The organism is Pelagibius litoralis (genome assembly GCF_011683915.1).
GTDB classification, from domain to species: domain Bacteria; phylum Pseudomonadota; class Alphaproteobacteria; order Kiloniellales; family Kiloniellaceae; genus Pelagibius; species Pelagibius litoralis.
Genome location: NZ_JAAQPH010000020.1, coordinates 30765 through 55781, shown reverse-complemented (window position 1 = coordinate 55781; position 25017 = coordinate 30765). Strand labels below are relative to the sequence as shown.

Genomic DNA, 25017 nt, shown 5'->3' with positions numbered 1-25017 from the left:
GCGGGTCTTTACCGGGCGCCAGCCACTGACTTTCGATAAGGCTCTCTTACACGATTTTTGATCTTGAACTAACGATCGGCTAGCAGGATAAGCGCGCGAGACACGACGCGGCGGGCATTTTACTTACCGGCCATTGTGAATGGTCTGAATCCGAGGGGGCGAGCGACGCAGATGGACCGAAACAAAATACCTGACGGGCTCAAAGAGATTAAGCATGAAATGCCGGTCATTATGAAAATGGTTGCCGGGACGGCGTGCTGGGTGAATCCCGAAGTGTTTAAAGAATTGCCGGTGTGGAGGCCCGACACCGCCCGAAATTCACCGCTCTACAAAGCAGATTGGGTAACGCCGGCGACTAACAACGGCACAGCGAAGCATGAGGGAAACGTTGCAGCGCAGCAGTCGCTTCTCGCCGCGCTTGGGGTTGTTGGGAAGAAACCACCCAACTGGACCACCTGTCACATTTGGGGATATGACGACAGCGCCTTCATCGGTAAAAGCCGGATCGTACAGGATAGACGTTTCTATTCTTGCGTCGGCAATATGGTGCTGCTGCCCACGCCGCTTAAAGGGTTCACCGATACGGTGTTGGAGATCAAACGTTAGCTGCGGGTCTGCGCGTTTCATCTTTATGGCGGGGTTTGCGAGCACGAGGATGTTGCGCGAGAAGCGGCAATCATACGGTCGGGAGAGGTTCCAGAGGGATATCCCGACGACTGGCCGACGGGCGATCGCAGTGTGTTGCCGCCAGGTACGGGACCATTCACAGAGACGATTAGGCGCAAGATCAGGGATCGCAAGCGGAAAATCGCACATTGTCTTCAGACGGAGGCCTACACAGAGTGTCCTCGAGACGCCGTCCGTCAGGTGCTCGAGTTTTGGAAAGTCTAGCTTGTACTCTGAGTGACCTGCGATATCTGGGTCTGGCATCAAGGGGTTGCTTGCGCAGCCAATCACTTCGCTTATCGTAAAACGCCAGTATTTGACAGAGCTAGCTTACAATCGGTGACTTTGGCCGATTGCAGGAAATTGTGGGAAGAACATAATGGGTAATCCGCAACATTATGGAATTGAACTGCCACAACGTTGTCTCGCGCTCATCAATGGACTGGGGGATGTAGCTGCTCAAGCATACGGTGGCAACCAACCTGAATTGGGCCCGCTAACTTCGACATTCCTGCTCTCGATGTCGATGCCGATTCTGAACTTGCCGGTCGAACGCATTGAACGGCAAATTGTGCAGGGTGACGGCGAAGGCTATGCGGACGACCGGCACGTCAACATAAGCGCTGTAGAGGCGTTCCAGAATATCATTCAGCAGGGAATACTCAGTCAGGCGCCGTTCTATAAACGGGGCGCCTGGCGTTTTGTCCAATACCGTGGAGGGGCAAGGAATATCGCCCGCGGACTTCCCGCAGATATAGCGAGTGCTCTAGATGCAGCCGAAGCCATCACAAACGCCGGAGCGATGCCCGCCAGCCAGTGGATTAGCGTACTGCGCAATGCCCTTGCTCATGGCGGGGTAGCATATTTAGATGAGCAGGGCCGGAGCAGCTACGGCAAGCCAGTCAAGATGTATGCGTTTGTGAGCGGGAAATTTGACTTCGGTCCGTGCCCTTATCATCCCGAAGTAGCTTGCCGGGGAGAGCGGGGGCCTTTGATCGCGCTCAACTTTCTTAGGATCACAGAGACCGACTACCGCGATTTCCTCGAGCTCTGGGTCTCATGGTTGGAAAGAGTCGGTATTGCGAAGGCGGCAGCCTGAGGACGCGACTCTTGACTAAGTGGCCGCTTCGGATTCCCCTCATTGTCGAGGCCCCAGCCGCTGACTTTCGATAAGTTCCCCATATCGCAAGTCAGGCGATCTCCCCTGAAAGAGCCGCCAGTGGCGTGCGCCGGCCACGCGGCGAGACGCGCCGTCCCCTTGCACGGCCGATTCACCTGGGCCGAGCGACCAACAGCCGCTCTGCCCGCTTCTGGCGATTGTCGCCGCGTCCCGGAGTGCGGATGATGGTGATGGCGAAGCCGTCGCCTCGATTGCACTGCTGGCAGCGCAGCCGATACCGCAGTCGGTGGAGCCGCTGCAACAGGCCAGGCCCATACTCGCGCATCCGCCCACATTCGCGGAGCACCTGGATTGCCTTGTAGGGCACGAGATCGAAGAGGAGCGGGGTACGCGACCACCGACGCTGCTTCCGTAGATAGATTTCATAAATATCTATACAATCAAAAATGGTCTTTGCGCGCCACCTTTTGATGAGCTGATAGAGATCCCTGCGAGATCTGCAGGGTCCCATCTCCCGCCAGAAGCTGGTATTCTCTCAACGTGGGGTCGTGGCAAGGACTAGTCGGGAAAGCGAATCGGTGAGTATAACTGCATGCGGAGTCCGAGGCGCAGCGCACGTACTGGGTGCCGTGCCTGCGACCGCCTAGCTTGTGTCTCCCGTGAGGGGCGGCGCTAACGTCGGACAGGCGTAAAGCCTAGGGCACGACGCAAGCTCAGCTGTACGCCACCCCACAGATCAGCGAATCGTTCCGCTCCACCGGGAGACAATCGTATTCGGCGGGGTTGTGAACAGCATGAGTAGGAATCATTGATGAAGGCCTTCGAATTCGAACACCACTTGATCGATTCCTACGCCCGTTTCTCTCGATCTTTTACTACCATTCGTGCTGGCGATCTGAGCTTTGAGGTCGAACGCCAGTATGATGCCGGGCGCTTCTGGCCCGATGCCCTACTCTCGCTGAACCCGCGATTTCTCTCCGGACCAACCATCGACGAACTGGTTCATTCCGGCAATCTTTACGAAGCCACTGGCAAGATATTCCGGTTCGGCGCAGACCCTATTCAGTTTCACCGACACCAGGCGCAGTCCATCGCCAAGGCTCGTGCGGGTCAAAGCTACGTCGTGACCACCGGCACCGGATCAGGAAAATCGCTCTGCTTCTTTGTGCCGATTGTTGATGCCATCGTCAGAGCTCGCAAGAGCGGGCGACCGCGTAAGACGACAGCTATCATCGTCTATCCGATGAACGCGTTGGCCAATAGCCAGATCAAAGAAATTGAGCGTTTTATCGCGCAGTCGGACCTACCGGACAATTTGAAGCCTGTTGTAAAGCGCTATACTGGCCAAGAAAGCCAGAATCAGCGGCAATCTATTGCCGACGATCCACCGGATATCCTGCTCACGAACTTCATGATGGCTGAGCTGCTGCTCACGCGTCAGGACGATCTCGATTCCAAGGTTATCGAAAACGCCAACGGGCTCGAATTCATCGTCCTCGATGAACTGCACACGTACCGGGGACGGCAAGGTGCCGACGTAGCCATTCTTGTTCGACGCTTGCGGAACCGCTGTAATCCAGACGGCGCTCCGATCTGCATCGGAACCTCTGCCACTATGTCCAATGAAGGAGCGGGCGCCGGGCGAGTTCAGGCGGTCGCGGATGTCGCTTCACGCCTGTTCGGAACCCCGATCGGCCCTGAATCGGTCATCGACGAGTCCTTAGAACGCGCTACGGACGACTTGCTGAAGCTCAAGGACGTAAAACCGAAGCTCGCGGAGATCTTGACGAACGACCTTCCTGAACGCCTTTCAGACGAGCTACTGCACCAACATCCTCTGGCGGTTTGGGTCGAACTTGCAATTGGCCTTGACGATAATCAGGAATTGAAACGCAAGAAGCCCATCCCCTTTAGCAAAGCGGTCGAATTGCTATCAGAAGATAGCGGCGTGGATGTAGAAATCTGCCAAATCAGCCTTGAGCGGTTTCTGACGCGCATTAGCCTACCGGAGACGGAACGGGGCGGAACGGGGTCGGCGGCATTCCTTGCCTTCAAGCTGCACAGGTTTATCTCTGGTGCGAGCGAGATCTTCACAACCCTTACCGCGCGTCCCCGACGAGTCCTGTTCGAGGGACAGCTTGAAGATCCCGATGCGCCAGGCAACCGCCTCTATCCCACACGATTCTGCAGGGATTGTGGTCATGAAGTCCATGTGGTGACCAAGACCGATGACAAGGATGGCGTCCACTTCCTACCACGCAATATCGACGATACGCCGCTCGACGACCACGATGAAGATCAAGCCGGCTACTTGACACCCACCGGGAGTGAAGATCCCGAGTACGCCTTTACCGGTGAGCTTGAGTCCTATCCTGAAGACTGGCGTGAGGAGCGGAATGGGGTCGAACGCCTCCGCTCGAACCGAAAGGCTCGCGTGCCTCAGCATGTGACTGTGAGCCCTGACGGCCGACTTCATCCATCTGGAAAGACATTCTGGTTCATTCCCGGGCGATTTGGCTTTTGTCTCTGCTGTCTCGATCAACCTCACCCCAGCATGCGGGAACGAACAAAATTGGCCGGCCTTTCTGGCGAAGGGCGCAGTTCCGCTACCACTCTGCTGGTATCCACTGCGCTCGAATGGATGAACGGCGACAACAGCGGCGTTCCCGAGGACAAGCGCAAGCTTCTTGGCTTCACTGACAATCGCCAGGACGCTGCTCTTCAAGCCGGCCATTTCAACGACTTCCTTTTCGTTAGTCTCCTTCGCGGGGCCATTCTGCGTGCTGTCCTCGATGCCGATGATTCTGGATTGACAGAGGATGAGTTCGGCCTGCGCGTCTTGAAGGCGCTTGGGTTCACCGCCTCGAACAAGGAGGCACGAATCCACTGGATGCTGGATCCCGAGGCTGGCGCAGTCATTCGAGAGGACGCGCAACGCGCTTTGGCCAAGGTCTTGGCGCATAGGGTCTGGACGGACCTACGCCGCGGTTGGCGCTACACCAATCCGAGCCTATCAGTGCTGAAGCTTATCGACGTCGAGTTTATTGGTCTCGGTGAGATAGCGAAGGACAAGGAGAGCCTTGCTACAATCTTGCCGGAACTTGGCACTCTTGAATTTGCAACGAGAAAGAAGGTCCTCAGGGAGATCCTCGGTGCGACCCTAGAGGGCCTTGCCGTGAGCACCGAGGCCCTTGATCTGACGGTCCTTGACACTGTCGCTCAGAAATCCCGCAACTTGCTTCGCGCTCCCTGGGCCATTGATCAGAAAGAGATGCCAAGAAGCAGGACGACTCTCTTCCTTCAAGCCCCGGGCCGAAATCGGACAGGGCTGAGAGAAGAGCAGACCATCGTTCGCGCTGGCCACAATTCCCGCATTGGGCGGCTTATCAATCGCAAAAGTCTAATCGGCACAAAACTCAACAGAGCCGACTACTTAACTGTTATGACCGGCATCATGGAGCTCCTGGCTCGCGAGGGCCTGGTGTCTCCTGTTGAAGTTGAGGCCGATCTTCATGGCTGGCGGCTTTCTCCGTCAGCCATTCGCTTGGTTCCTGGAGAAGCAATCCACAGCGGCGCTGCTTTGGGAAACCGCTACTTCCACGACCTATACAATGCAATCGCTCGCGATCTGACACGTGGCCGAAGCACTTACTGGGGGCTCGAAGGCCGCGAGCACACGGCTCAGGTCTCGCAAAGACAACGTGAGTGGCGGGAATGGCGGTTCCGCTACGAGGATGATGACAGAGCAAACCTCGAAGAGAATACTGCGGAGATCAAGGCAGCGGGTGAGTCAGACCAATTTCTACCCACCCTCTTCTGCTCGCCTACCATGGAGCTCGGCGTAGACATATCGGCACTGAATGCGGTCTATCTTCGCAACGTTCCGCCCACGCCCGCGAACTACGTTCAGCGCGCGGGCCGGGCAGGGCGGTCTGGCCAGGCTGCAGTTATTGTGACCTACTGTGCGGCCCAGTCTCCTCATGACCAGTATTTCTTTGAGCGCCGCAACGACATGGTTGCCGGGGTCGTTCGCCCGCCGGCGCTAGACATTACCAATGAGGAGTTAGTCCGGTCGCACCTCCATGCAGTCTGGCTGGCGGAGGCAAAGTTGGCACTCTCGCCGGACATTCCTGAAACTCTCGATCTTAAGCAGGCTGACTACCCGCTGAAGCAAGAAATCCTCGATGTCATAAGCCGACCTAGTCTAGTAACGAAGGTGCGGGCGCCGATGAGACGAGTACTCGATCAGATTCTGGCCGCAGTCGATGGTGTAAAGCCGGCTTGGATGGGGGACCCCGAGGAATTTGTGCTCGAAGTCGCCATGCGCGCACCCGAGGAACTCAATCAAGCCTTCGACCGTTGGCGGGAACTATACAACTCAGCGCGCACCCAACTGCAGGAGGCCAATGCCCGCTCTGAGATCACCGGACTCTCCGGTGCCGACAGACGCAAGATCAAGGCCGCCCAGATGCAGGCAAGCGATCAGATTGCTATCCTTGAACAGGGTCGAGCCACGAGCGGTTCGGATTTCTACTCCTACCGGTATCTTGCAACTGAGGGCTTCTTGCCCGGTTATAATTTCCCCAGGCTGCCTCTCTACGCATTTATACCCGGTGAAGGAAAGAGCGGTTCGTTCCTGCAACGCGCGAGGTTCCTCGCCATTTCCGAATTCGGACCTCGCAGCCTAATTTATCACGAAGGCCGCGCTTATAGAGTCATGAAGGCAAAGCTGCCGCCGGAAGTTCGGACGAGCGACGGGTCGGAGCTTGCAACGAAGGATATTTACATCTGCTCCAGCTGCGGTGCCTGTCATGAGGGCGAGGTCGAGCGCTGTCACGCCTGCAACAATCCGATGGCGGGTGAGGTCCCGGTGCAGCGGACACTCAGGATCGACAACGTTGAAGCTGCCCCGACTGAGCGAATCACAGCGAATGACGAAGAGCGTGTACGTCAGGGTTTTGACATTCAGACGGTTTTTTCCTGGCCGAAACGGGATGGCCGTACGCAGATCACGGAGGCAGATTTTCGCTGCGGCGAGAGCACCATACTCTGGCTGCAGTACGCCAACAGCGCCGAGATCAGCCGGATCAACAAGGGACTGAAGCGGCGCAGGAACCAGACTGTCTTCGGTTTTAACATCGACCCTCGCACCGGCTACTGGGCCAAAGCGGAAGACGAAGATCCGGACGTCGACTTGTCGCCGGATGCGATCAGACCTGTTCGCATCGTCCCAATAGTTCGCGACCACAAGAACGCCCTGCTGTTCCGCTTCCGCGAACCAGAGGCCTATGCTCCTGAAACCATTGCAACCGTGCACCATGCTTTGTTGCGTGGAATTGAGGTCGTCTATCAGCTGGAAGAAGGCGAGATCCTTGGAGAGCCATTGCCGGCCCGCGACAATCGTCGGTCGATTCTTGCCTACGAAGCGACGGAAGGCGGTGCAGGCGTGCTGAGCCGCCTAGTGGATGATCCGGCGGCGCTCGGCCGGGTGGCACGGGAAGTGCTCACATTGATGCATTTTGACAAGGTCGACGAAGCAATCGCTGCAGGCGACGCTGCGATCCTTGTCGATCGGGATAAGGCCTGTGTCCGCGGTTGCTATCGTTGCCTCCTATCTTACTACAACCAGCCCGACCACGAGCTGATCGATCGCACCAACGACGAGACCAAGCAGCTCCTGATCGACCTAGCAAGGGGTGAGGTCGTTCTTGCCACCGCTCGGACGCATTCCGAAGAACCTGAAGGATGGAAGACCGCATTTAAGGATGCGGGTATCCCGGAGCCTGATGCTGCTGCCGTCAGCTTCAGCGAGCAGGAAATGCAGTTCGTCTGGCGCAGCCATTTCGTCGCTGCTACCACTGCTCCAGTCGCGACCGCGGTGCGCGACATCGCCCAAGGCAAGGGCTGGTCACTATTCGAGTTGCCACCGGACATCTCCGCCGGCGTTCCAGCTGCGATGCTGTCGATGCTCAAGGACTGATGTGATGACCCTGCATTTCGCCCCTGGAGACCTGGTCCGTGCTCGCGGTCGCGAATGGGTAGCACTTCCGTCCCCTCGCGACGGTATATTGGCTCTGCGGCCACTTTCTGGCAGTGAAAACGACACGGTTATCTTGGATCCGAAGCTCGAGCTTCTCCCGGTAGAACCGGCCCGCTTCGACTTGCCGGCCGATGCTGCGATGACCGTTCAGGCCAAGGCCGCCCTGCTGGCGGATGCCATGCGTCTGACTCTTCGGCGTGGGGCAGGTCCCTTTCGCTCGGCAACTCAGCTCGCCTTCGAGCCACGGATATACCAACTGGTTCCTCTCCTGATGGCTCTACGGCTTCAGGTGCCCCGCCTTCTCATTGCGGATGACGTCGGCATCGGAAAGACCATAGAGGCGGGCCTCATTCTGCGGGAGCTGATGGACCGTGGCGAGGTTGAGGCCTTCTCAGTGCTCTGTCCGCCACACCTGGTCGAGCAGTGGGTTCTTGAGCTCCGCACTAGATTCGGGATAGAGGTAGTCGCCGTCACCTCGGGCACGGCCGCGCGACTCGAGCGTAACCTGCCTCTCGCCCAGACGCTGTTCGATGCCTACCCCCACACGGTGGTCAGTCTCGACTACATCAAAGCCGAAAGGCGCCGGGAGGGATTTGCCCGCGCCTGCCCGGACTTCGTGATCGTCGACGAAGCCCATGCCTGTGTGGGCACCCACAAGGGTAAGCAGCAGCGGTTCGCGCTCCTGTCGGGACTGGCGCAAGATCCCGAGCGGCGGATCGTCATGCTGACCGCTACGCCACACTCGGGAGACGAAGAGGCTTTTGCGCGGCTTCTTTCGCTAGTCGACCCCTTCTTCGGGTCGATGAACTTCGAGGGTGCCAGATATCGCGAGCGTCTCGCCCGTCACTTCGTTCAGCGCCGTCGCATCGATCTCATCTCCAGCGACTGGGGAGAGGACCGGGCCTTTGCGAAGCACGAGACGACCGAGTTCCCCTATAGACTCTCGCGGGATCACCTCAATTTCCAGGAAACCGTTCTCGATTATTGCTTCGGCGTCGTGTCCAAGGCAGGCACCGGTCAGCGCGAGCGTCGTCTTGCGTTCTGGGGCACCCTGGCTCTGATGCGATGCGTCGGCTCCTCGCCGGCAGCCGCCCTGAGCGCTCTTCGGAACCGGGCCTCCAACGAAAGCGAACGTCTCGAACCCCAGATCTATGACGAAGATGGGGATGATGAAGATGCGGTGGACCTTGAGCCGAGTTCTAACTTCGAGACCAACCCGGCGCTGCTGTCTTTGGTCCAACGTGCCGAGGAACTCGTCGGAAAACACGACCCGAAGCTGTCGGCGTTGATCGATGCACTGACGCCGCTGATCAAGAAGGGGGCCAACCCGGTTGTCTTCTGCCGCTATCTGGCCACTGCGGAGCATGTCCGCGATGGACTGCGCAAGGCCTTTCCGAAGCTGATCATCGAGGCCGTGACCGGCGTTCTGACGCCGGACGAGCGCCGTGATCGCGTGGCCGACATGGGACCGGTCGAAGGCGAGAAGGAGGTCCAACGCATCCTGGTCGCGACGGACTGCCTTTCGGAGGGCATCAATCTCCAGCAGCTTTTCGATGCCGTCGTCCACTACGACCTTTCATGGAATCCGACCCGGCACCAGCAGCGAGAAGGTCGGGTGGATCGATTTGGTCAGCCAGCCGAACTGGTGCATTCGATCATGATGTTCTCGCCAGACAGCGCCATCGATGGCGCTGTTCTGGATGTTATCCTCCGCAAGGCCGAAGAAATTCGGAAGACGACAGGTGTCACTGTCCCGCTCCCGGACGAGCGTGGACCGGTTACCGATGCGCTGATGGCTTCGATGATGTTGCGGCGGGGTGGCGACAAGGGGCAGCTGGCGCTTGATCTCCGGCTCGACGATGGAACCAGGGCCATGGAGGCCCGCTGGCGGGATGCTTCCGAAAACGAGAAGAAATCCCGGGCTCGTTTTGCGCAAAACGCGATGAAGCCGCAGGAAGTCGCGCCCGAGTGGGAGAAGGCGCAGTCGCTGCTGGGTTCCCCGGCCGACGTGAAGCTCTTCATCGAGCGCGCGATGTCGCGCTTCGGCGTACCGCTGGAACCCCGGAAATCCTTGCTGTTGGCGCATGTGCACGCGCTCGACAGCGCATTGAAGGAGCGGCTGTCCCAGAGAAATTTGACGGGCTCCGTCCGCCTCGCAATGGCGGAGCCTGCTCCCTCGGGAACAGCGCTCCTGACCCGGACGCATCCCCTGACGGCGACGCTGGCCGAAGCTCTGGTGGAAGCGTCACTCGATCCCGAGTCGCTGTCGGGTCTGGGCGTCGGTCGGGTCGGCGCATGGCCGACGACAGCCGTGCAGCGGATGACCCGGCTTGTGCTGCTCCGCATCCGGTACAAACTGACGATCCACGCCCGCAAAGAGCGCCTCCTTCTTGCTGAAGAGGCCGCCCTCGTCGCGATCGAGGGGAACACGATCACGGCCACGGGCGAACCGGCGCGGGAACTTCTCAATACGCCAGCCGCCGCCGACCTTGCTCCCTCGGCCCGCGAACGCTTCATAGACAGAGCGAAGGAGGAGCTCCCGGCCCTGCTGGAGGGGCCGCTGACCGGGTTCGTGCGGTCACGCGCCGACGAACTCGCCCAGGACCATGCCCGCCTTCGCGCCGCTGCGGGTTCCGCTTCGCGCGTCACCGTCGAGGCCGTCACGCCGCCGGACGTGATCGGCCTCTTCGTCCTGATGCCGAGTGAGGTTTGAGCCATGGCGCGCAAACCCATCACCGACATGTCCGCGTGGCCCTCGCTCACGCTGGAGGGCAACCTCATCGCGCCCGCAATGGTCGCGCAGATTTCGGCGCCGAAGGACGATGCCGACACGCGGGAGAGCTACGGCATCCGAAAGGGGCTGACGATCCGGGAAGAGATTTCGACCGCTTTCCGCGTCGGCCAGTCCCACTTCGACACCTTCGCCAGGATGGAGAACCCGTCCGTCGAAGCGACCCGGCGTTTTGTCCGCGAGTTCCTGAAGGAAACCTTCGGCTTCCACGAGCTCGCTCCGGGCGATGGCATGCTGTCGTTCACCGCCGGAGGGCGTGTGCCGATCCTGGTCGTCCCGCCAGCCGACGAGAAGCTCGATCGCCGCAGCCCGACCTTGTCGACCGACCGGTCCCGCTCGCCCGCCTTCGCCCTCCAGGATCACCTGAACGATCACGACGAAGCGCTGTGGGGCCTCGTCACCAACGGTGTCCTGATTCGCCTGATGCGGGACAATGCGTCACTGACCCGTCCGGCCTATGTCGAAGCCGATCTTGCCCAGATCTTTGCCAACGAGGATGCCGCCTCCTTCGCGATCCTGTGGCTGATGATCCACCGCAGCCGTTTTGGCGCGGCAGGCACGCCCGCAACGGACTGCGCTCTTGAACGCTGGCGTGAGGCCGGGTCGCGCGAGGGCGAGGCGGCGCGGGACCGCTTGGCCGATCAGGTCCAGATCGCGCTGAAGCTCCTCGGCTCCGGGTTTCTGGAAGCCAACCCGGATCTCGCCACCAGGCTGAAGTCCGGCGAGGTCAACCTCACCGAATGGTTCAACGAGCTCCTGCGCCTCGTCTATCGCCTGATCTTCCTCATGGTGGCCGAGGATCGCAACCTCCTGCACCCCGAAGAGGCTAAGCCCGACGCCCGCAAGCTCTATGCCGAAGGCTACAGCCTCGCCGCCCTGCGCGCCCAATGCTACCGCGCTGCCTCGTGGGACAAGCACCACGACCGCTATGAGGGTATCAAGATCGTCTTCCGCGCGCTGGCCCACGGGCAAGAGGCACTCGCCCTCCCGGCCCTCAGCGGCCTCTTCTCTGACGACAAACTGCCCCACTTGGAAACCGCCCACTTGCGCAACCGCGCCTTCATGGAGGCGCTCTACCGCCTCTCCTGGCTCTCCGACAAAAGCGGCATGGTCCCGGTGAACTGGCGCGCGATGGAGACCGAGGAGCTGGGCTCCGTGTATGAATCCCTCCTCGAGCTCCAGCCCCAGCTGGGCGATGACGGAAAGACGCTGCTCTTCGCCTCCGAGGCCGCCGAGCAGAAGGGCAACCAGCGCAAGACCACCGGCTCCTACTACACGCCCGACAGCCTCGTTCAGGCGTTGCTCGACACTGCGCTCGACCCCGTGCTCGACAGGACCGAGGCCGAGGCGGACGATCCCGCGAAGGCGCTCCTGAAACTCTCGGCCATCGACCCGGCCTGCGGCTCAGGCCACTTCCTGCTGGCCGCTGCCCGCCGCATCGCCACGCGCCTTGCCCGTATTCGCGCCGATGGCACGCCGTCGCTCGCCGATTTCCGCCATGCCCTGCGCGATGTCGCGCGATCCTGTTTGCACGGGGTGGACCGCAACCCGATGGCAGTGGAACTGACCAAGGTCGCGCTCTGGATCGAGACCGTGGATCCCGGCCTTCCCCTTGGCTTCTTCGACGCACAGATCCGCTGCGGCGATGCGCTGCTCGGCGTCTTCGACCTGAAGGTGCTGCGAGACGGCATCCCTGATGCCGCCTACAAGCCGCTGACCGGCGACGACAAGGACACGGCCAAATATTACCTGCAGGCCAACAGGGACGCAAAAAAGGGCCAGGGCGGGTTCGACTTCGGGACCGGCCAGGTCGCCATGCCGGCGATGAAGCCCTTGGCGCTGGATTTCTCGGGTTTCCGAGACCTGCCCGAGGATACGGTGGAGCAGATCGGGGCCAAGGCCGCGCGGTACAGGGAGTTACGCAAGGGGCAGGCCTTTGTCCGGGCGACGGCGGCGGCGAACCTCTATGTCGCGGCCTTCCAGTTGCCCAAGGTCGGCGGCGCACCGGCGGGGGCCTCGGCCCGCACGGTGCCGACGACCGAGGAACTGTGGATGGCCCTCAATCACGGCAAGATGCGCCAGGCGATGGTGGATGCCCCCAAGGCCGCCCGCCGCGCCCGCGCCTTTCACTGGCCGCTAGAGTTCCCCGATGTGATGCAACGCGGCGGGTTCAATGTGGTGTTGGGCAACCCGCCGTGGGAAGTCATGCAGCTATCCGAGAGAGAGTACTTTGCCGCCCGTCACCCGGAAATTGCGTCTCTTGTCGGGGCGGCTAGAAAGCGCGCAATCGAAGTACTAGAACGCGAAAACCCTCCCGCATTTGCAGCATTTCAGATAGCCGTAAGGACTTCGGAGGCTGGGAACGAGTTTGCGCGGGCTTCTGGCCGTTTTGCCAAAACGGCACGCGGGAAAGTGAACACCTACGCCCTTTTTGCAGAACTCTTCGCCAATCTTGCGCGTGACCATGCCGGGGTGATCGTACCTACTGGTATAGCCACGGATGCGAGCACTGCGGAATTCTTTTCTTCGCTTGTTGAGGGCAAGCGCTTGGCACACCTAGTGGATTTTGATAACCGGTTGCCGATCTTCCCTAGTGTCCACCGCATGTTCAAATTTTCCCTGTTAACAATAGGTTACGATGAATATGAAGCTCGCTTTGCTTTCTTTCTGAGCGAACCGTCTCAGATCACCGATCCAGAGAGGAGCTTCACGCTTTCAGCCGAGACAATTTCTAGGCTCAACCCAAACACTCGCACTGCACCGGTCTTCAGAACGCGGGGAGATGCTACCTTAACAGCAAAGATTTTCTCGAATTCAGCAACCTTTATTCTAGACGGAGATCAAAAGGGGAACCCGTGGCAGATAGATTTCCATACAAGGCTCTGGAATATGGGTGAAGATGCCGATTGGTTTGCCTCTCTTCCCAGCGAAAACAATGTCAGTGCACAGAAGAAAATCGAATTGAAGTTAGTCTCGTCGGGTCACGGAATTCCTGCAGCAATATGCGAAAGCGATAGCGTCAACTATGCGCCTCTCTATGAAGCAAAGACGTTTCATTTATTCGACCACCGATGGACAACCTATCCTTTTGACACTGATCAGGCTCAATCGATTGATCTGGAAGCAAAGGAATGCATCGATTGCGAGTCGCTTCCGCGATACTGGGTGCCTCTCTCTGAAATAGAAAAGAGGCTCGTGGGCCAGGGCTGGAAGAGCGGCTGGCTTCTCGCTGTCAGAGAAATTACCAACGCTTCAAATGAGAGAACTACGATCACCTCGATCCTCCCGAGGACTGCAGTAAGCCATACCGCCACTCTAATATTTCCACGTCGGAATCGCCAGGATGGCGCTTGCCTCATGGCCAATTTCAACTCGATTCCGTTGGATTTTTGTGCCCGTCAGCTTTTGGGTGGAACCCACCTTACGCTTAGTCTGATGAAGCAACTGCCAATCTTTGATCCCTCCTATTACACTGAACCCCGCCTCGCCTTCATCACCCCGAAGGTGCTGGAACTCACCTATACCTCGCACAGCCTCGCCCCCTTCGCCCGTGATCTGGGCCATTACGGCCCGCCCTTCGCCTGGGACGAGGATCGACGCGCCCACCTGCGCGCCGATCTCGACGCTTTCTACGCCCGCGCTTATGGCCTGACCCGCGACGAGCTGCGTTACATCCTCGACCCCGCCGACGTGAAGGGCCCCGACTACCCTTCGGAGACCTTCCGCGTCCTGAAGGAAAAGGAAATCCGCCAGCACGGCGAATACCGCACCCGCCGCCTCGTCCTCGCCGCTTGGGACCGGATGGAAGCGGATGGCACCTTCGTCGAACTTAGCCTCGCTGACGCTGTTGGGACGCCCGTCCCGCAACCCATCCAACTCCCGCCACTTGAGCAAATTCCCGCTGACGTCTGGGCATGGCCGCAAGGTATCGATGAGCGTGACCGCGTCCGTACCCAGCTTCGGGCGCTGGTCGGCATTTTGCCGAAGCCCTCCGACGTCCGCCGTGTGCGTCTCGCGACGCTGGCCTGCTTACAACCGAGCCTACTCGACGGCTTCCTCTCTGATGCAGATCGCCAGGAGTGGCGACGGATCGTGGCGCATCCGTCCGGCGTGACGCAATTGGAGCCGCCAACCAACGCGGCGTGGGGCGCGGCCTTCAACGAGCTTGTGTCGTCGGCCGTTCTGGATGTGTCGCCGAACGGAGACGAATGGAGCGCGGGCCAGAGGCTCGACCAATCAACCTTGAACGTTGACAACCCGGCAGTCGGACGGGCGCTGTTCGCGTGGTCGAGGCTTCAGGCCGTCGATCTGGAACAGGGATTGACGCGGGTGTCGGCCAACATCCTCCCATTCATTCAGGAGGGCCGCCTTGCAGCCTGATTTTTTCCAGCGAGAAGAGATCGAGTTCACCATGCCGAAAGGCCAGCATGGGCCTCGGCTATGGGTCAGGCGAATTGCCCTCTGGCAGGATGCCTCAACGCTGCTTCGTGACATTTCGCTGCGCCCGGGCGTCAACATTATCTGGTCGCCCGATCTTTCGACCAATGGCAAGGGCGCCACACCGCATGGGAGCGGGAAGTCGACGTTCTGCCGCCTGATCCGTTATTGCCTCGGGGAGCGGCATTTTTCCAACGAAGACCAGCGCCCGCTGATGCAACAAAAACTGCCCGACGGGTTTGTCGGCGCTGAGATCATGATCGACGGCGAATGTTGGATTGTGACCCGTCCGATCGGCATGAACCTGCCGTCGCGCTCCGTGCGCGCTGATCGCATCGAAGATTCGTTCGACCAGCTGCTGGTCGTAACCTATCCACCGACGATAGCCCCCGTGATTTCTGATCGGTTCTGCACCGACTATCGCGAACAGGTGCCAGACAATCTCAGAGCGGACCAGGTTTGGGACGTACTGCTCGCATGGCTCGCCCGCGATCAGGAGTGCCGACTGGATGATGTGTTCGACTGGCGATCAAAACGGTCTGGGTCGGGGTCACCCGCGCAGGAGCTCTCTCTCGACGCAAAGCTTGCGGTCGTTCGGCTCGCCATTGGGGCGCTGTCGGCCGCTGAAGTTTTGGCCAACGCTCAAGTCAGATCGTTCGCGCGGGGGCGCGATGATCTCAAGCAGAAACTCAATCACCTTGATTGGTTCCAAAGACATCGCTTCGAAGAATTGTGCGAGGGGCTTTCCTTGCCGAAAGATCGCGATCCTTCAGACGAAACCGTCAGAATGGAGTTGATCGACAAAGCCAACGAAGAATTGGCGAAGGCAACCGGCGCGACTCACGCGAAGGGTCAATCGTCGGGGGTGGACTTGCAGGCAAAAAGAAAGCGGCTCCAAGCTGAAAGGAACAAGGCCTTCGAAAAGCAGGCGAACGCCCAAGCCCTACATACGGCGCTTCCAGTGCAAATTTCCGCCGCGCGGGCGGAACAGGGTACAGAACAAGCTCGTCTGGAAAGTGGCGTAGTCGTCAGATGCTCTATCTGTCAGGTCAACATCGATGATGTGCTCGCGAAGGGATGTAAAATCTCTCTCGAACGGTGTGACCTTGATGCGGTTCGAAATCGCATAAAACTTGCGGAACAGAATATGGCCGAGCTGATCAAGCAACAAGCTGCCCTTCCCAAAACGATTGAAAATCTCGGATCAGAGATTGCGCGTGTCGATCAGGAGTTGGAGGCCGTCGATAAGGAATTTGAGCGCCTTGAAAAGCAACTGTCCGAGACCAACGGAAAGGTCAGCGCAGCACGCGAGCTTGTAAGAGAGGCGAATTGGTTTGACCGTCAGATGGTTAAACGAGACGCGGAGATCAGACGTCTCGATGCGGTTGAAAACAAAATTGAAGGCCTGCGCGAATCCATCAAGCTGGAACAGGAGCGAGTAACGGCAGCAATCGGTGACCTGGAAATCGTATTTCAGCAGCTCGTAGCCAGCTTGATGCCCAAGGGGTGTTCGGGGAAAATCCGCTTGGACGGAAATGGTCTTCACACAGATATTCTCCTCGACCGAGGCGTCGGCCTGTCTACGGCTGCGGTTGAGTCGTTCAAAATCGTAGCATTCGACTTGGCTGCAATGATCCTTTCTGTGAATGGCAAGGCGAGGATGCCATCCTTGCTCATACATGACAGCCCGCGCGAAGCGGATCTGGATGCCGATATATACTCGAACCTCTTTGATTTCGTTTTGAGCCTCGAAGGAAAGGCAAGCCCTCCGCCCTTCCAGTATATCGTCACCACGACGACAGCCCCTTCGCAGCAGGCGCGTGCTCACGAAGCGATGCGTTTGCAGCTCTCGTCCACACCACCTGAGGCGCGGTTGTTTGCGATGGACTTCTGATGATCGAAAGCCCTCAATCCTTCATTGTCTCAACCGAGTGCAGCAAGGCCGCTGAGCAGCATGGCTTTCGGCGTCGGCTTGGTGAGACCGATGGGTGGGCGGCGTTTCAGTCGACGACGGCGCAGGGAACGATCTGGCTGGCTGCCGAAGGTCCGGCTGGCCCATGGTTCCTCGCGCTCGACCATGGAGGCGTGATCAGGGAGATGGGCCTGGCAGCCGACCCGCTGCAAGGCCCCGGCCTATCGCGCTTCCGGTTTGGGGCAATGCGGGAACTCTATTCGATCCTGCCTCGGATTTACCGGCTTGCCGCAAGCCTTCCGGATGCGCCCCTTCGCACGTTCCAGACAAAAGTACAGGGGCTCCCCAAAACAACCGAGACCGAGCGTCTTGTCGTGCAGCGTATTGGGCAGGACATTTTTCGCACCAGCCTCCTGGAATACTGGAACGGTCAATGCTCGCTCACTGGCATCACCGACCCAGCGCTCTTGCGCGCCTCCCACATCATTCCTTGGAAGGATTGTTCCTGCGATGCCGAACGGCTCGACGTGCACAATGGTCTGCTTCTCTCGGCCCTATGGGATGCCGCCTTCGACCGCGGCCTCGTCACCTTCCACGACGACGGACGCCCAGAGTTCTCCCCTGCTCTAAGCGAAGCGTCCCGCGCGGAACTGCGATGGCGTGAACCAATTCCGTTGACGCCGCAGCACAGGGAAAAGCTCGCCTGGCACAGAACGAATCACTTCAACAAAACGGACGTCTCCTAAGAAGAAAGCGCCCGTGAATGACCCAACGGCAATGACCTTGGATTATTGGGAATTAGGGCAGAAATGATCTGACAACTCTGCAGCGGCCGGTCTTTACGTGGCTTTTGAGCAGCCATACCAGACTGAGGTCGTTTTGAAGTAGAATCTCGATCGACAAGCAGCAGTAAGGCAAACTAACTTGGCGTTTACGCCCGAAGACCTAATTGCCGCTCATCCCTGGCGCAAAGCAGTCTTTACGTCCTATGCGCTCAGCTTGTCGTTCTTCGAATCCGTCGTCCTCGATAACCTCGTCCGCGGCGGCAGCAAGGAAGCCCTGATCCTCGCAGACCTTCAGGGCGTGCGCGCCGGGCTTTCGGAGCAAGGAGCACAGCGAGTCGGGCGGGACTACGAGCTCGAACCTGTCGCCGTTACAACCGGCGCCTTTCACCCCAAACTAACAGCGCTGTTTGGCGAGGACGACTGCCACCTCGTCGTGGGTTCGGGGAATCTCACTTTCAACGGCTGGGGCGGCAACTTTGAGCTCGCCGAGCACCTTCACCCTTCCTTCGCCGCTGATGCATTCGACGATGCGGCCCAATTTTTCAGGAGCTTGGCCGAAAGCCCCAAAGTCGCGCATGGCCTCAGCGACAGCTGCCTTGCCCTCAGCGAGGATCTTTCCCGAGCCGCGGCAAGGAAGCCGCACAGCGGCGAGATCCGGATCCTTCACAGCCTCGATGGGGCGATCGGCGCCCGGCTAACTGAGTTTGCAGAAGAGCCTGGCGGCGCCCTGCACCTCTCAGTCGCCGCGCCCTTCTGGGACTCCGGCGCGGCGATCGACCGCCTCTGCCAGCGCCTTGGCCTGGACGCCGTCCACCTCCACGTCCATTCCGGCGGATCGGTCTTGGGCCAGGTAGGATCGAACTGGCTGACCTCCCCGCAGGTTGAGGTGATTCCCATCACCATCTCAGAGCTTTCGGCAGGTGACGACCACAAGCTGCACGCCAAAACCTCCGAGATTCTCTGCCGGGACGGTCGACTCATCATGTCCGGAAGCGCCAATGCAACGTCGGCAGCGCTCTCACCTGGGCCGTCATTCAGTCCTTTGATACGTGTCATCATCTTCTCCTGATGTGACGGCTGAATGGGGCGCAATCAAATTGCGCCCCATTGCCCTACCCGATCGCGCCGCCGCTCTGGGCGTGCCGCGGTAGTCAGTTCTTGGTTGCCAACACGTCGTCCAAGGGTGTGCCGAGCCTGTAGAAACGGGACAGAGTCCGGGCAGCGCGCTGATCCTCGGCCACCCACAGGAGACAGCTGGTGTAGATATGCGCTCCTTCCGGCAGCGTCGGATGGCCGGTGACCACGCCGCCCAGCGCCAAAGCGCCGTGATGCTCGGTCAGGTACCACCAGTCGAGCTTGGGGGCTGCCTTGAGTTCCTCCGGGCTCGGCTCTTCGCCGCGTTCGAGGCGGGTGAGCGCTGCTGTGGCGTCACGCAGACGCTCAAGTATCTTGGGATCATGAGGCATCGTTGATCTCCCGAGACTGTTTTGACGCGGGGAGCGGCGCAGCGCTCAGGCTGCTTCCGGCACCTTGAATCGGATAACGTTGGTAAGATCGAGTCTCCCTTCCGATTCTTCGGGAGCGATCTTGAGCGCGCGCCGACGGTCCAGCGCATTCTTCTCGACCAGTTTCTGGACCGCCGTTTCGGCCAGTTTGCTGTCCGGGAAGAGATAGTGCTTCAGCACACGTGTGGCGTTTTCCAAGCTGTGCCCGGTGACCGCGATGATCTCGGGTACCGTCGCGCCGGCGCGCGCGAGTTCGTAGACCGCCGTGCGTCGCAGGTCGTGGAACCAAAGGTCATAGAGCTCAGCCGCATCGGCAATCTCCCGGAAAACCCGGTTGAAGTGCCGGAGCTTATAAGGCCGATCACGTTTTTCATCATAGACGATGTGGCCCGACTTGTGCCGTGGTGCCTTTGCGAGCCTGGCCACCAGCTCGGGCGTCACCGGTACCTGGATGCGCGCGCCGGTCTTCTGCTGGATGATCTTGAAACATCCGTTCTCGTACTGATCCCAGCAGAGCGCCACCATGTCGGCGCGGCGTTGGCCGATCACCGCAGCGATCTCCACGCCCAGCGCCAGGGAAGGTCTGCCAGCCTTGTCAGCGGCCGTCACGAAGCCTTCGATCTCTCCGGGTTCCCACTTGCGCAGGCGTAACTCGGGCGACTTCAGCTTCAGCTTCAGCGCTGGGTTCGTTTCGATCTCCTCCTTGTCGACCGCATAGCTGAGAATCCGCCGCAGCGATGCCATCACGTTCTTGGCGCGCGCATAACTGCGATAGCCTTCATCGTCCGTCTCGCAGAGGTTTTCGTAGAAGTCACGGCAATGGCCGCGGGTGACGCGTTTGACGGGGATGTGATCGAGCGCTTCCGACCACTTGAGCACGACACGCCAGCCGTATTCGTAGGTCCCCTTCTGGGTCGACTCGGCGAGACCGGTATAGTCGCCGGTGTTCTTGAAGACCTTAATGAGGTAGGGCAACGTGCCGGGGGCCGTCGCCATCTCACCCATGCCGCCGTGGCGTTTGCGTTCGAGCTTGGCGTTCCATTCTTCCGCTTCCAGACAGGCCTGGAAATAGGCACTGCCATCGCCGCAGCGCGCATCATGCTTGGCGGCCAGGCGTACTTGGCGCGGCAGGCCGTAGCGCTCGGCATCGGCTTTGCGCGGAACCCAGTAGTAGTAGACCCGAGTCTCACCGTGCTTGTTCGTCTTACGCCTGGTCTTCAGATAGCGCGGTCTATCGGCCATTGTGGCGCTTCGCTTTGAACGAGACATTTCTCAGCTTCTTTCTGCTGGCTTCGCGGGAGTAGGGATCGGTGGGTGCGGCGGCGAACCCGAAGTGGCCGGCAAGCCAGGCCTGCACGGCCTCGCGGTGCCAGCCACGGAGCAGTGGGCTGCGTCGTGGAAAGCCGCGTTGCTCGAGTGCCGCGCGCTTGCGGTAAAAGGTCGAAGTCCCGCAGCCCAGCAGCTTGGCGACTTCGCTGGCGCGCAGTACGCAGGGCGCAAGGCTGGGTTGGCCAGCAGGGGTGTTCGGCGTCTCCATGGTGTAGAGGTGGGTTCGTCCAAGCGCATTGGGCCCTTGGCTTTGCGTAATTTTCTCTTTTCGGCAGAAAGATCAGAAAATCACATAGAATCAATATATTACCGAAGGTTGCGGACGACGTCATAAGTGCCGGCGATCGCCTTGCGGTGGGATTTCCGAGTGTTGGCGCAGGACGGCCGGTCCGGGCAGAGCTAGGGAAAGTCATGGTCGTGGTGTCCTCCTTGGACGTGGTGAACAACGGATGTTTCACCGTCGTTTCTCTTGTACGGCCGGGCCGGCGGACTTGTCTGTTGTGAGGCGGCTGGACCGCTTGGTGCCGGATGTGTTGTCGCGCGCTGTGTTACCGCTGGCGTTGAGCCTTCGCCGGCGAGCCGAATACAAAAGCGATGGCGAACAGGGTTCACGAAAGAAATCCGTCAAGGCTTCGACCCAGGCGGTCGGCCAGTGGCGCCGTTTGGCCAGGGTGGCAGGGGCCTGAGGACCACGCTCCGGGGCGCTGGTGATGGGCATTTGATAGGCGAGGGCTGCGGCACCGTTGTCGCGGGTTGCGGCGATCATCCAGGGCTGTTCGCAGCGCTGTAAAGTGGACGTGGTTGCCCCAGGGCAGGTCTCGAGGACGATGACCAGCGCCCGCTGACGTTGTGCAACGACTGGTGCGAGAAGACGCCCGCCGGCCGAGTGGCCGCGCAGCTTGATACTGCGTGCAAACGAGAGATGGGCGCCGAGGCGGGCGGTCAGGCGCCGGCTCGAGCCGACGTAGTAGCGCACGAAATCGGACTCAAAAGAGGCCAGCGCGTAGACCGTAGGAGCAACCGGAGGACGGGCCAGTGCGCCGGCCAGATCGAGGTACCAAAGTTCAAGGTCACGGTTCGTCGTGCAATAGAGGATCATCGTTGCGCCTCCGCTGGGACAAGCAAGAAGGCTTCTGATGAAAAATCATGGTAAATAAATAGTCAAGAAAAATTTCGATAAATTCCAAATAAAATATAATAAAATTTGATCTATTATTTCTAATTTCGTGAACCATGAAGAATAAACCTGAAGTACGCGTGTAAAGGATGCCTTCTTTTTCGAGGGTGGCCAATAAAAGATGCCAGCCGCGGCCGGGGCCGGCGCGAGCCGCGCCCGCGGTTTTGCGCGGCAGACGTTGGTTAAGCCCGATTAATACAGTTGGCGGGCCAGGGCCCGTCCCACCAAAATTACAGAGAGCCTTCACGAGGGATCGGCCAAGCGCTGACGTCGTCTGTGATCCCGCTGCACCTTCTTTTACCGACTGTATGGCATTTACCGACTGTGTGGCCGGTAGCCGTAGCAGCAATGCTTCAGAAGTGATATCCCGCGATCCTCCCTTCCGCTTATTCCGACACGAGAGCGCCTGAAACGCCGTATCGCGCGGCTCCTCGGATCCGCAGATCGCCACGGCTTTGTCGGTTGTTCTTAACACCGCCCTGCCTTGCAAGGGCCATGATGCAATCCTCGAACCCACTTCTCTGGCATGTCAAAGCCGAGGAGTACTTTCCAATGGCCGTCATGCCCGATCACCCCAAAGCCAGCCGCTACAGCCCACCGGCAAAAAACCCTCATGTGAGGCCGCATCAGCTCGATTATGAGTGGGTCGTCACCCATGACATAAAGGACTTCTGCGACATCATCGAAAACACAAGAGTAAAGGGAAAGGCGTTCTTTGCCTGCTTCGATCCGAGCGATGCAGTGCTTGATGAGGCCGCCAAAGGGCAGGCCTGGGTGCGCGATGGTTTCAAGCGGTGCAAGCTGCGCCTGCCCTCCAGGGCCAACTGCCCCTGCCAACTCATTCTCTGGGCCCGCGTAATCAAGCTGGCCGACCGCCGGCGCAAGGTGGTGCTGCCATCGAGCTTCGACGAGGAGACCCGTCTCTGCGCTGAGCTGGTTCAGGAAGTGAAGGAACGACTCGCCTCGCAGAGTGTCGCTGAAATCCGGCGTGCCACGGATATCCCCCGCGCCCAGATCGCGCCGATCTGCGCTCATATGATTGCGGAGAACCGCGATCAGCTGGCAATGTCGAACGCCGCGCCTCAGGTAATTGCGGTAGACCCCGTCGCCGGTGCGCGCAATCGGCGTGAGAAGCGCGCATTGCTGACCATGGCGGCCAGCGATCACGAGCTGAAGCTCCACTTCTTCCTAGAAATGATCGATATGTCGCGCGGCAAGCGGCCGTTTACCACCGGTAGTCACGTGGTGCGCGACGTGGCGGGCGTTTTGCTGACCATGCCCAACCCTGAAGCCCTGCTGGCCATCACGATGGACGGTGAGCCGGTGGTGGCAGCGGTGATGACGCTGGCGCTTGAGGTTGCGGCCAAGCAAAACCCGGTTTTTAAGAAGGTTCGCCTCGTGCGCGATCGCTGGCATGTCAAGAACCATGCAGTCGTGCCGATGCGCAAGGCGCGCTTGGCCGCGCTGCGTAAGCTCAACAAGGAGATCCCTGAAGAAAAGAAATTGATCGAGCTGTTGAACTCGGCTCGCTATGTGCTCGAGGACGCACCCTGGGACGACCTTGACGGGGATCCCAAAACCATCCAGGCGGCTGGCAGGGGCAAACTGTCCAGCAAGAAGGTGCGGAGCAAGACGCAGGAAGAGCGCCGGAAGAAGCGCCAGGCGCAGCGCCGCCTGCTGAAGCGGGTTTTCAAACACTTTCCCGAGCTTAAGCCGGTTTACGAAGCCTATACCCGCCTACGTCAGTTCTATGTGCTGTCGGACCGCCAGCAGGCTGAAGCCGAACTCGATCAATGGCTGAAGGATCTCAAAGGACCACTGCGGCGCCGTTTTCAGGAAGTGGTGAAATATCTGAAAAACGGACGTGAGCATATTCTCAACTATTTCGACATGAAGGCCGAGACGCTCGTTCGTTTCGGGGAGGCCTTCTCTCTCACCAGCGGTCTGGCCGAGTCGCTGAACCGGGAGATCAGAAAACGCCACCGCCCGGCGCGCGCTGCTTCGCTGGATCAGCTGCGGGCGCAGATGATTGCCGCTTTCAGCTATGGCACGGTCGGCCCCCGCGAGGAACTGAAGCGTGAGAAACGGGCAACTCGCGAACGCAAGCGCGCAGAGTGTAAAGTCAATGCCGAGACGCGGCCGGCTGGTGAAGCTTCTCCGCGCAGCCAGACAACCTGCGCTGATCCAGAGACGCCCTCCTCAGGGCGCTGCGAGGCTGCGCTCTTGGCCACTGGCATAGTAACGCGCGACGGCCCCCAGTTCGGGCAGCAACTGGCGGGCGTAGAGCGCCGGCATGGCGGGGCTCCGCCAACCGCCGGCGAGCTGCACGGCGACGAGGGATTGGCCGTCGCCCACCAGGTCGAGCGTCATGCCGAGGCGGGTCGAGTGAGCTGAGATCTGTCCTGCGTCAATCCCCGCCCGCCTGGCCAGCGCCTTGAAGCGGCGGGCGATCGTCTGGGGTCGGAGGTCATTGCCGAGCCGATACCCCGCGATCACCCGCCGGAAGAGCGTCCCCTCACTGATCCGTCCGGCGACGAGGTAATCGCTGAGGGCGACCCGCGTCGCGGGAGCGAGCCAGGCCAGGCGGCCCTCGCCTGATGGGTCGTTCTTTGCGCGGCGGATAAGAACCTGCGCGCCGCCCTTGGGCGCTTGCCAGATGACGTCCGCCACGGTGAGGCGGGTGAGTTCGCTGCGGCGGGCCAGGCTATCGCGTGCCACCAAGAGCAAGGCACGGTCGCGCCGGTCGATGAGGCTGTCACCGAGGCCTGTGAGCAGTCGTTCGATCTCGCCGCGGCGCAGCGGCGCCCGCCGTCTTGCCGGTCGGATCTCCCGGCGCCGGGTGAGGGCGCGCCAGGCGAGGCGCACCTCGGGACTGTCGACCGGATTGGCGAGCCCGAAGGCGCGGTGCAGGTGGGAAAGGCTCGCCAGATGCCGGCGAATGGTGCCGGGACAATGGGTGGGAGCGAGCGAGTCGATGTAAGCGCAGACAGTATCGGGCGCTGCCGGCAAGGTCATCTTTCTCTCTTGGCGGCACCAGTTGCTGAAGAGGCGCCAGTCGGAGGCGAGTCCGCGCCGCGTGCGCACGGCATAGGCCGGAGCGATCCGCTCGAGGTAGGCGCGCACCGCCTCGTCGGATCCGGCAGGTGACAGACCACGGATGGGAAACACCGAGACGTTTTTACCAAGCGCCGCCAAGCCAGGAATTGCGGGCACGGGAATACCCTCCGGAGATCGGTATTCTCTCATTAGAGATCT

Annotated in this window: 14 protein-coding genes and 1 pseudogene; 9 read left to right on the top strand and 6 right to left on the bottom strand. The window is 60.0% G+C overall.

The features are described from left to right. The first annotated feature begins 171 nt into the window (after nucleotides 1-171). The 8 genes from HBA54_RS21940 (at nucleotide 172) to HBA54_RS21905 (ending at nucleotide 18820) form a co-directional block, all read left to right on the top strand. On the top strand, nucleotides 172-606 hold the full coding sequence (locus HBA54_RS21940; RefSeq protein ID WP_167228717.1) for a hypothetical protein: 435 nt from the start codon (nucleotides 172-174) through the stop codon (nucleotides 604-606). A 439-nt stretch (nucleotides 607-1045) separates the two neighbouring features. After that, complete coding sequence (locus HBA54_RS21935) at nucleotides 1046-1765, top strand: hypothetical protein (protein ID WP_167228715.1); 720 nt, start codon at nucleotides 1046-1048, stop codon at nucleotides 1763-1765. Between the two features lie 832 nt (nucleotides 1766-2597). After that, a complete protein-coding gene (locus HBA54_RS21930) occupies nucleotides 2598-7766 on the top strand; it encodes a DEAD/DEAH box helicase (RefSeq protein WP_167228713.1) in 5169 nt (1722 codons plus the stop codon). 133 nt (nucleotides 7767-7899) lie between these two features. Then, nucleotides 7900-10539, top strand: coding sequence for a DEAD/DEAH box helicase (locus HBA54_RS21925; protein WP_240932823.1), 2640 nt, complete (start codon nucleotides 7900-7902; stop codon nucleotides 10537-10539). Nucleotides 10540-10542: 3 nt separating this feature from the next. After that, nucleotides 10543-14997, top strand: a complete 4455-nt coding sequence (locus HBA54_RS21920; RefSeq protein ID WP_167228709.1) for an Eco57I restriction-modification methylase domain-containing protein — start codon at nucleotides 10543-10545, stop codon at nucleotides 14995-14997. Next, nucleotides 14987-16948, top strand: a complete 1962-nt coding sequence (locus HBA54_RS21915) for a coiled-coil domain-containing protein (protein WP_167228707.1) — start codon at nucleotides 14987-14989, stop codon at nucleotides 16946-16948. The genes HBA54_RS21920 and HBA54_RS21915 overlap by 11 nt, the downstream gene beginning before the upstream one ends. Beyond that, a complete protein-coding gene (locus HBA54_RS21910; RefSeq protein ID WP_167228705.1) occupies nucleotides 16948-17712 on the top strand; it encodes an HNH endonuclease in 765 nt (254 codons plus the stop codon). Before HBA54_RS21915 ends, HBA54_RS21910 begins: the two co-directional genes overlap by 1 nt. Nucleotides 17713-17890: 178 nt before the next feature. Further along, nucleotides 17891-18820, top strand: coding sequence for a phospholipase D-like domain-containing protein (locus HBA54_RS21905; protein WP_167228703.1), 930 nt, complete (start codon nucleotides 17891-17893; stop codon nucleotides 18818-18820). Between the two features lie 82 nt (nucleotides 18821-18902). Here HBA54_RS21905 and HBA54_RS21900 read toward each other — a convergent pair whose 3' ends face one another. The 5 genes from HBA54_RS21900 to HBA54_RS21880 all read right to left on the bottom strand — a co-directional run bounded on the left by HBA54_RS21900 (nucleotide 18903) and on the right by HBA54_RS21880 (nucleotide 22237). Further along, nucleotides 18903-19217: a DUF6634 family protein gene (locus HBA54_RS21900; protein WP_167228701.1), complete on the bottom strand. Its 315-nt coding sequence runs from the start codon at nucleotides 19215-19217 to the stop codon at nucleotides 18903-18905. Between the two features lie 45 nt (nucleotides 19218-19262). After that, nucleotides 19263-20498, bottom strand: a complete 1236-nt coding sequence (locus HBA54_RS21895; RefSeq protein WP_167228699.1) for a tyrosine-type recombinase/integrase — start codon at nucleotides 20496-20498, stop codon at nucleotides 19263-19265. Then, the gene (locus HBA54_RS21890; protein WP_167228697.1) at nucleotides 20488-20793 is read right to left on the bottom strand and encodes a helix-turn-helix transcriptional regulator; all 306 of its coding nucleotides are present in this window, start codon (nucleotides 20791-20793) and stop codon (nucleotides 20488-20490) included. The genes HBA54_RS21895 and HBA54_RS21890 overlap by 11 nt, the downstream gene beginning before the upstream one ends. 246 nt (nucleotides 20794-21039) lie before the next feature. Then, entirely contained in the window at nucleotides 21040-21684 is a 645-nt protein-coding gene (locus tag HBA54_RS21885; protein ID WP_167228695.1) for a hypothetical protein, read from the bottom strand. Then, nucleotides 21656-22237, bottom strand: coding sequence for a hypothetical protein (locus tag HBA54_RS21880; RefSeq protein WP_167228693.1), 582 nt, complete (start codon nucleotides 22235-22237; stop codon nucleotides 21656-21658). Before HBA54_RS21880 ends, HBA54_RS21885 begins: the two co-directional genes overlap by 29 nt. Nucleotides 22238-22257: 20 nt before the next feature. Between HBA54_RS21880 and HBA54_RS29735 the strand changes: the two are divergent. Beyond that, nucleotides 22258-23745: pseudogene (locus HBA54_RS29735) on the top strand (transposase); the annotation flags it as partial. A gap of 216 nt (nucleotides 23746-23961) precedes the next feature. On the opposite strand, the gene HBA54_RS29215 reads toward HBA54_RS29735, so the two are convergent. Next, nucleotides 23962-24975: a tyrosine-type recombinase/integrase gene (locus HBA54_RS29215; RefSeq protein WP_322096086.1), complete on the bottom strand. Its 1014-nt coding sequence runs from the start codon at nucleotides 24973-24975 to the stop codon at nucleotides 23962-23964. Nucleotides 24976-25017: the final 42 nt, after the last annotated feature.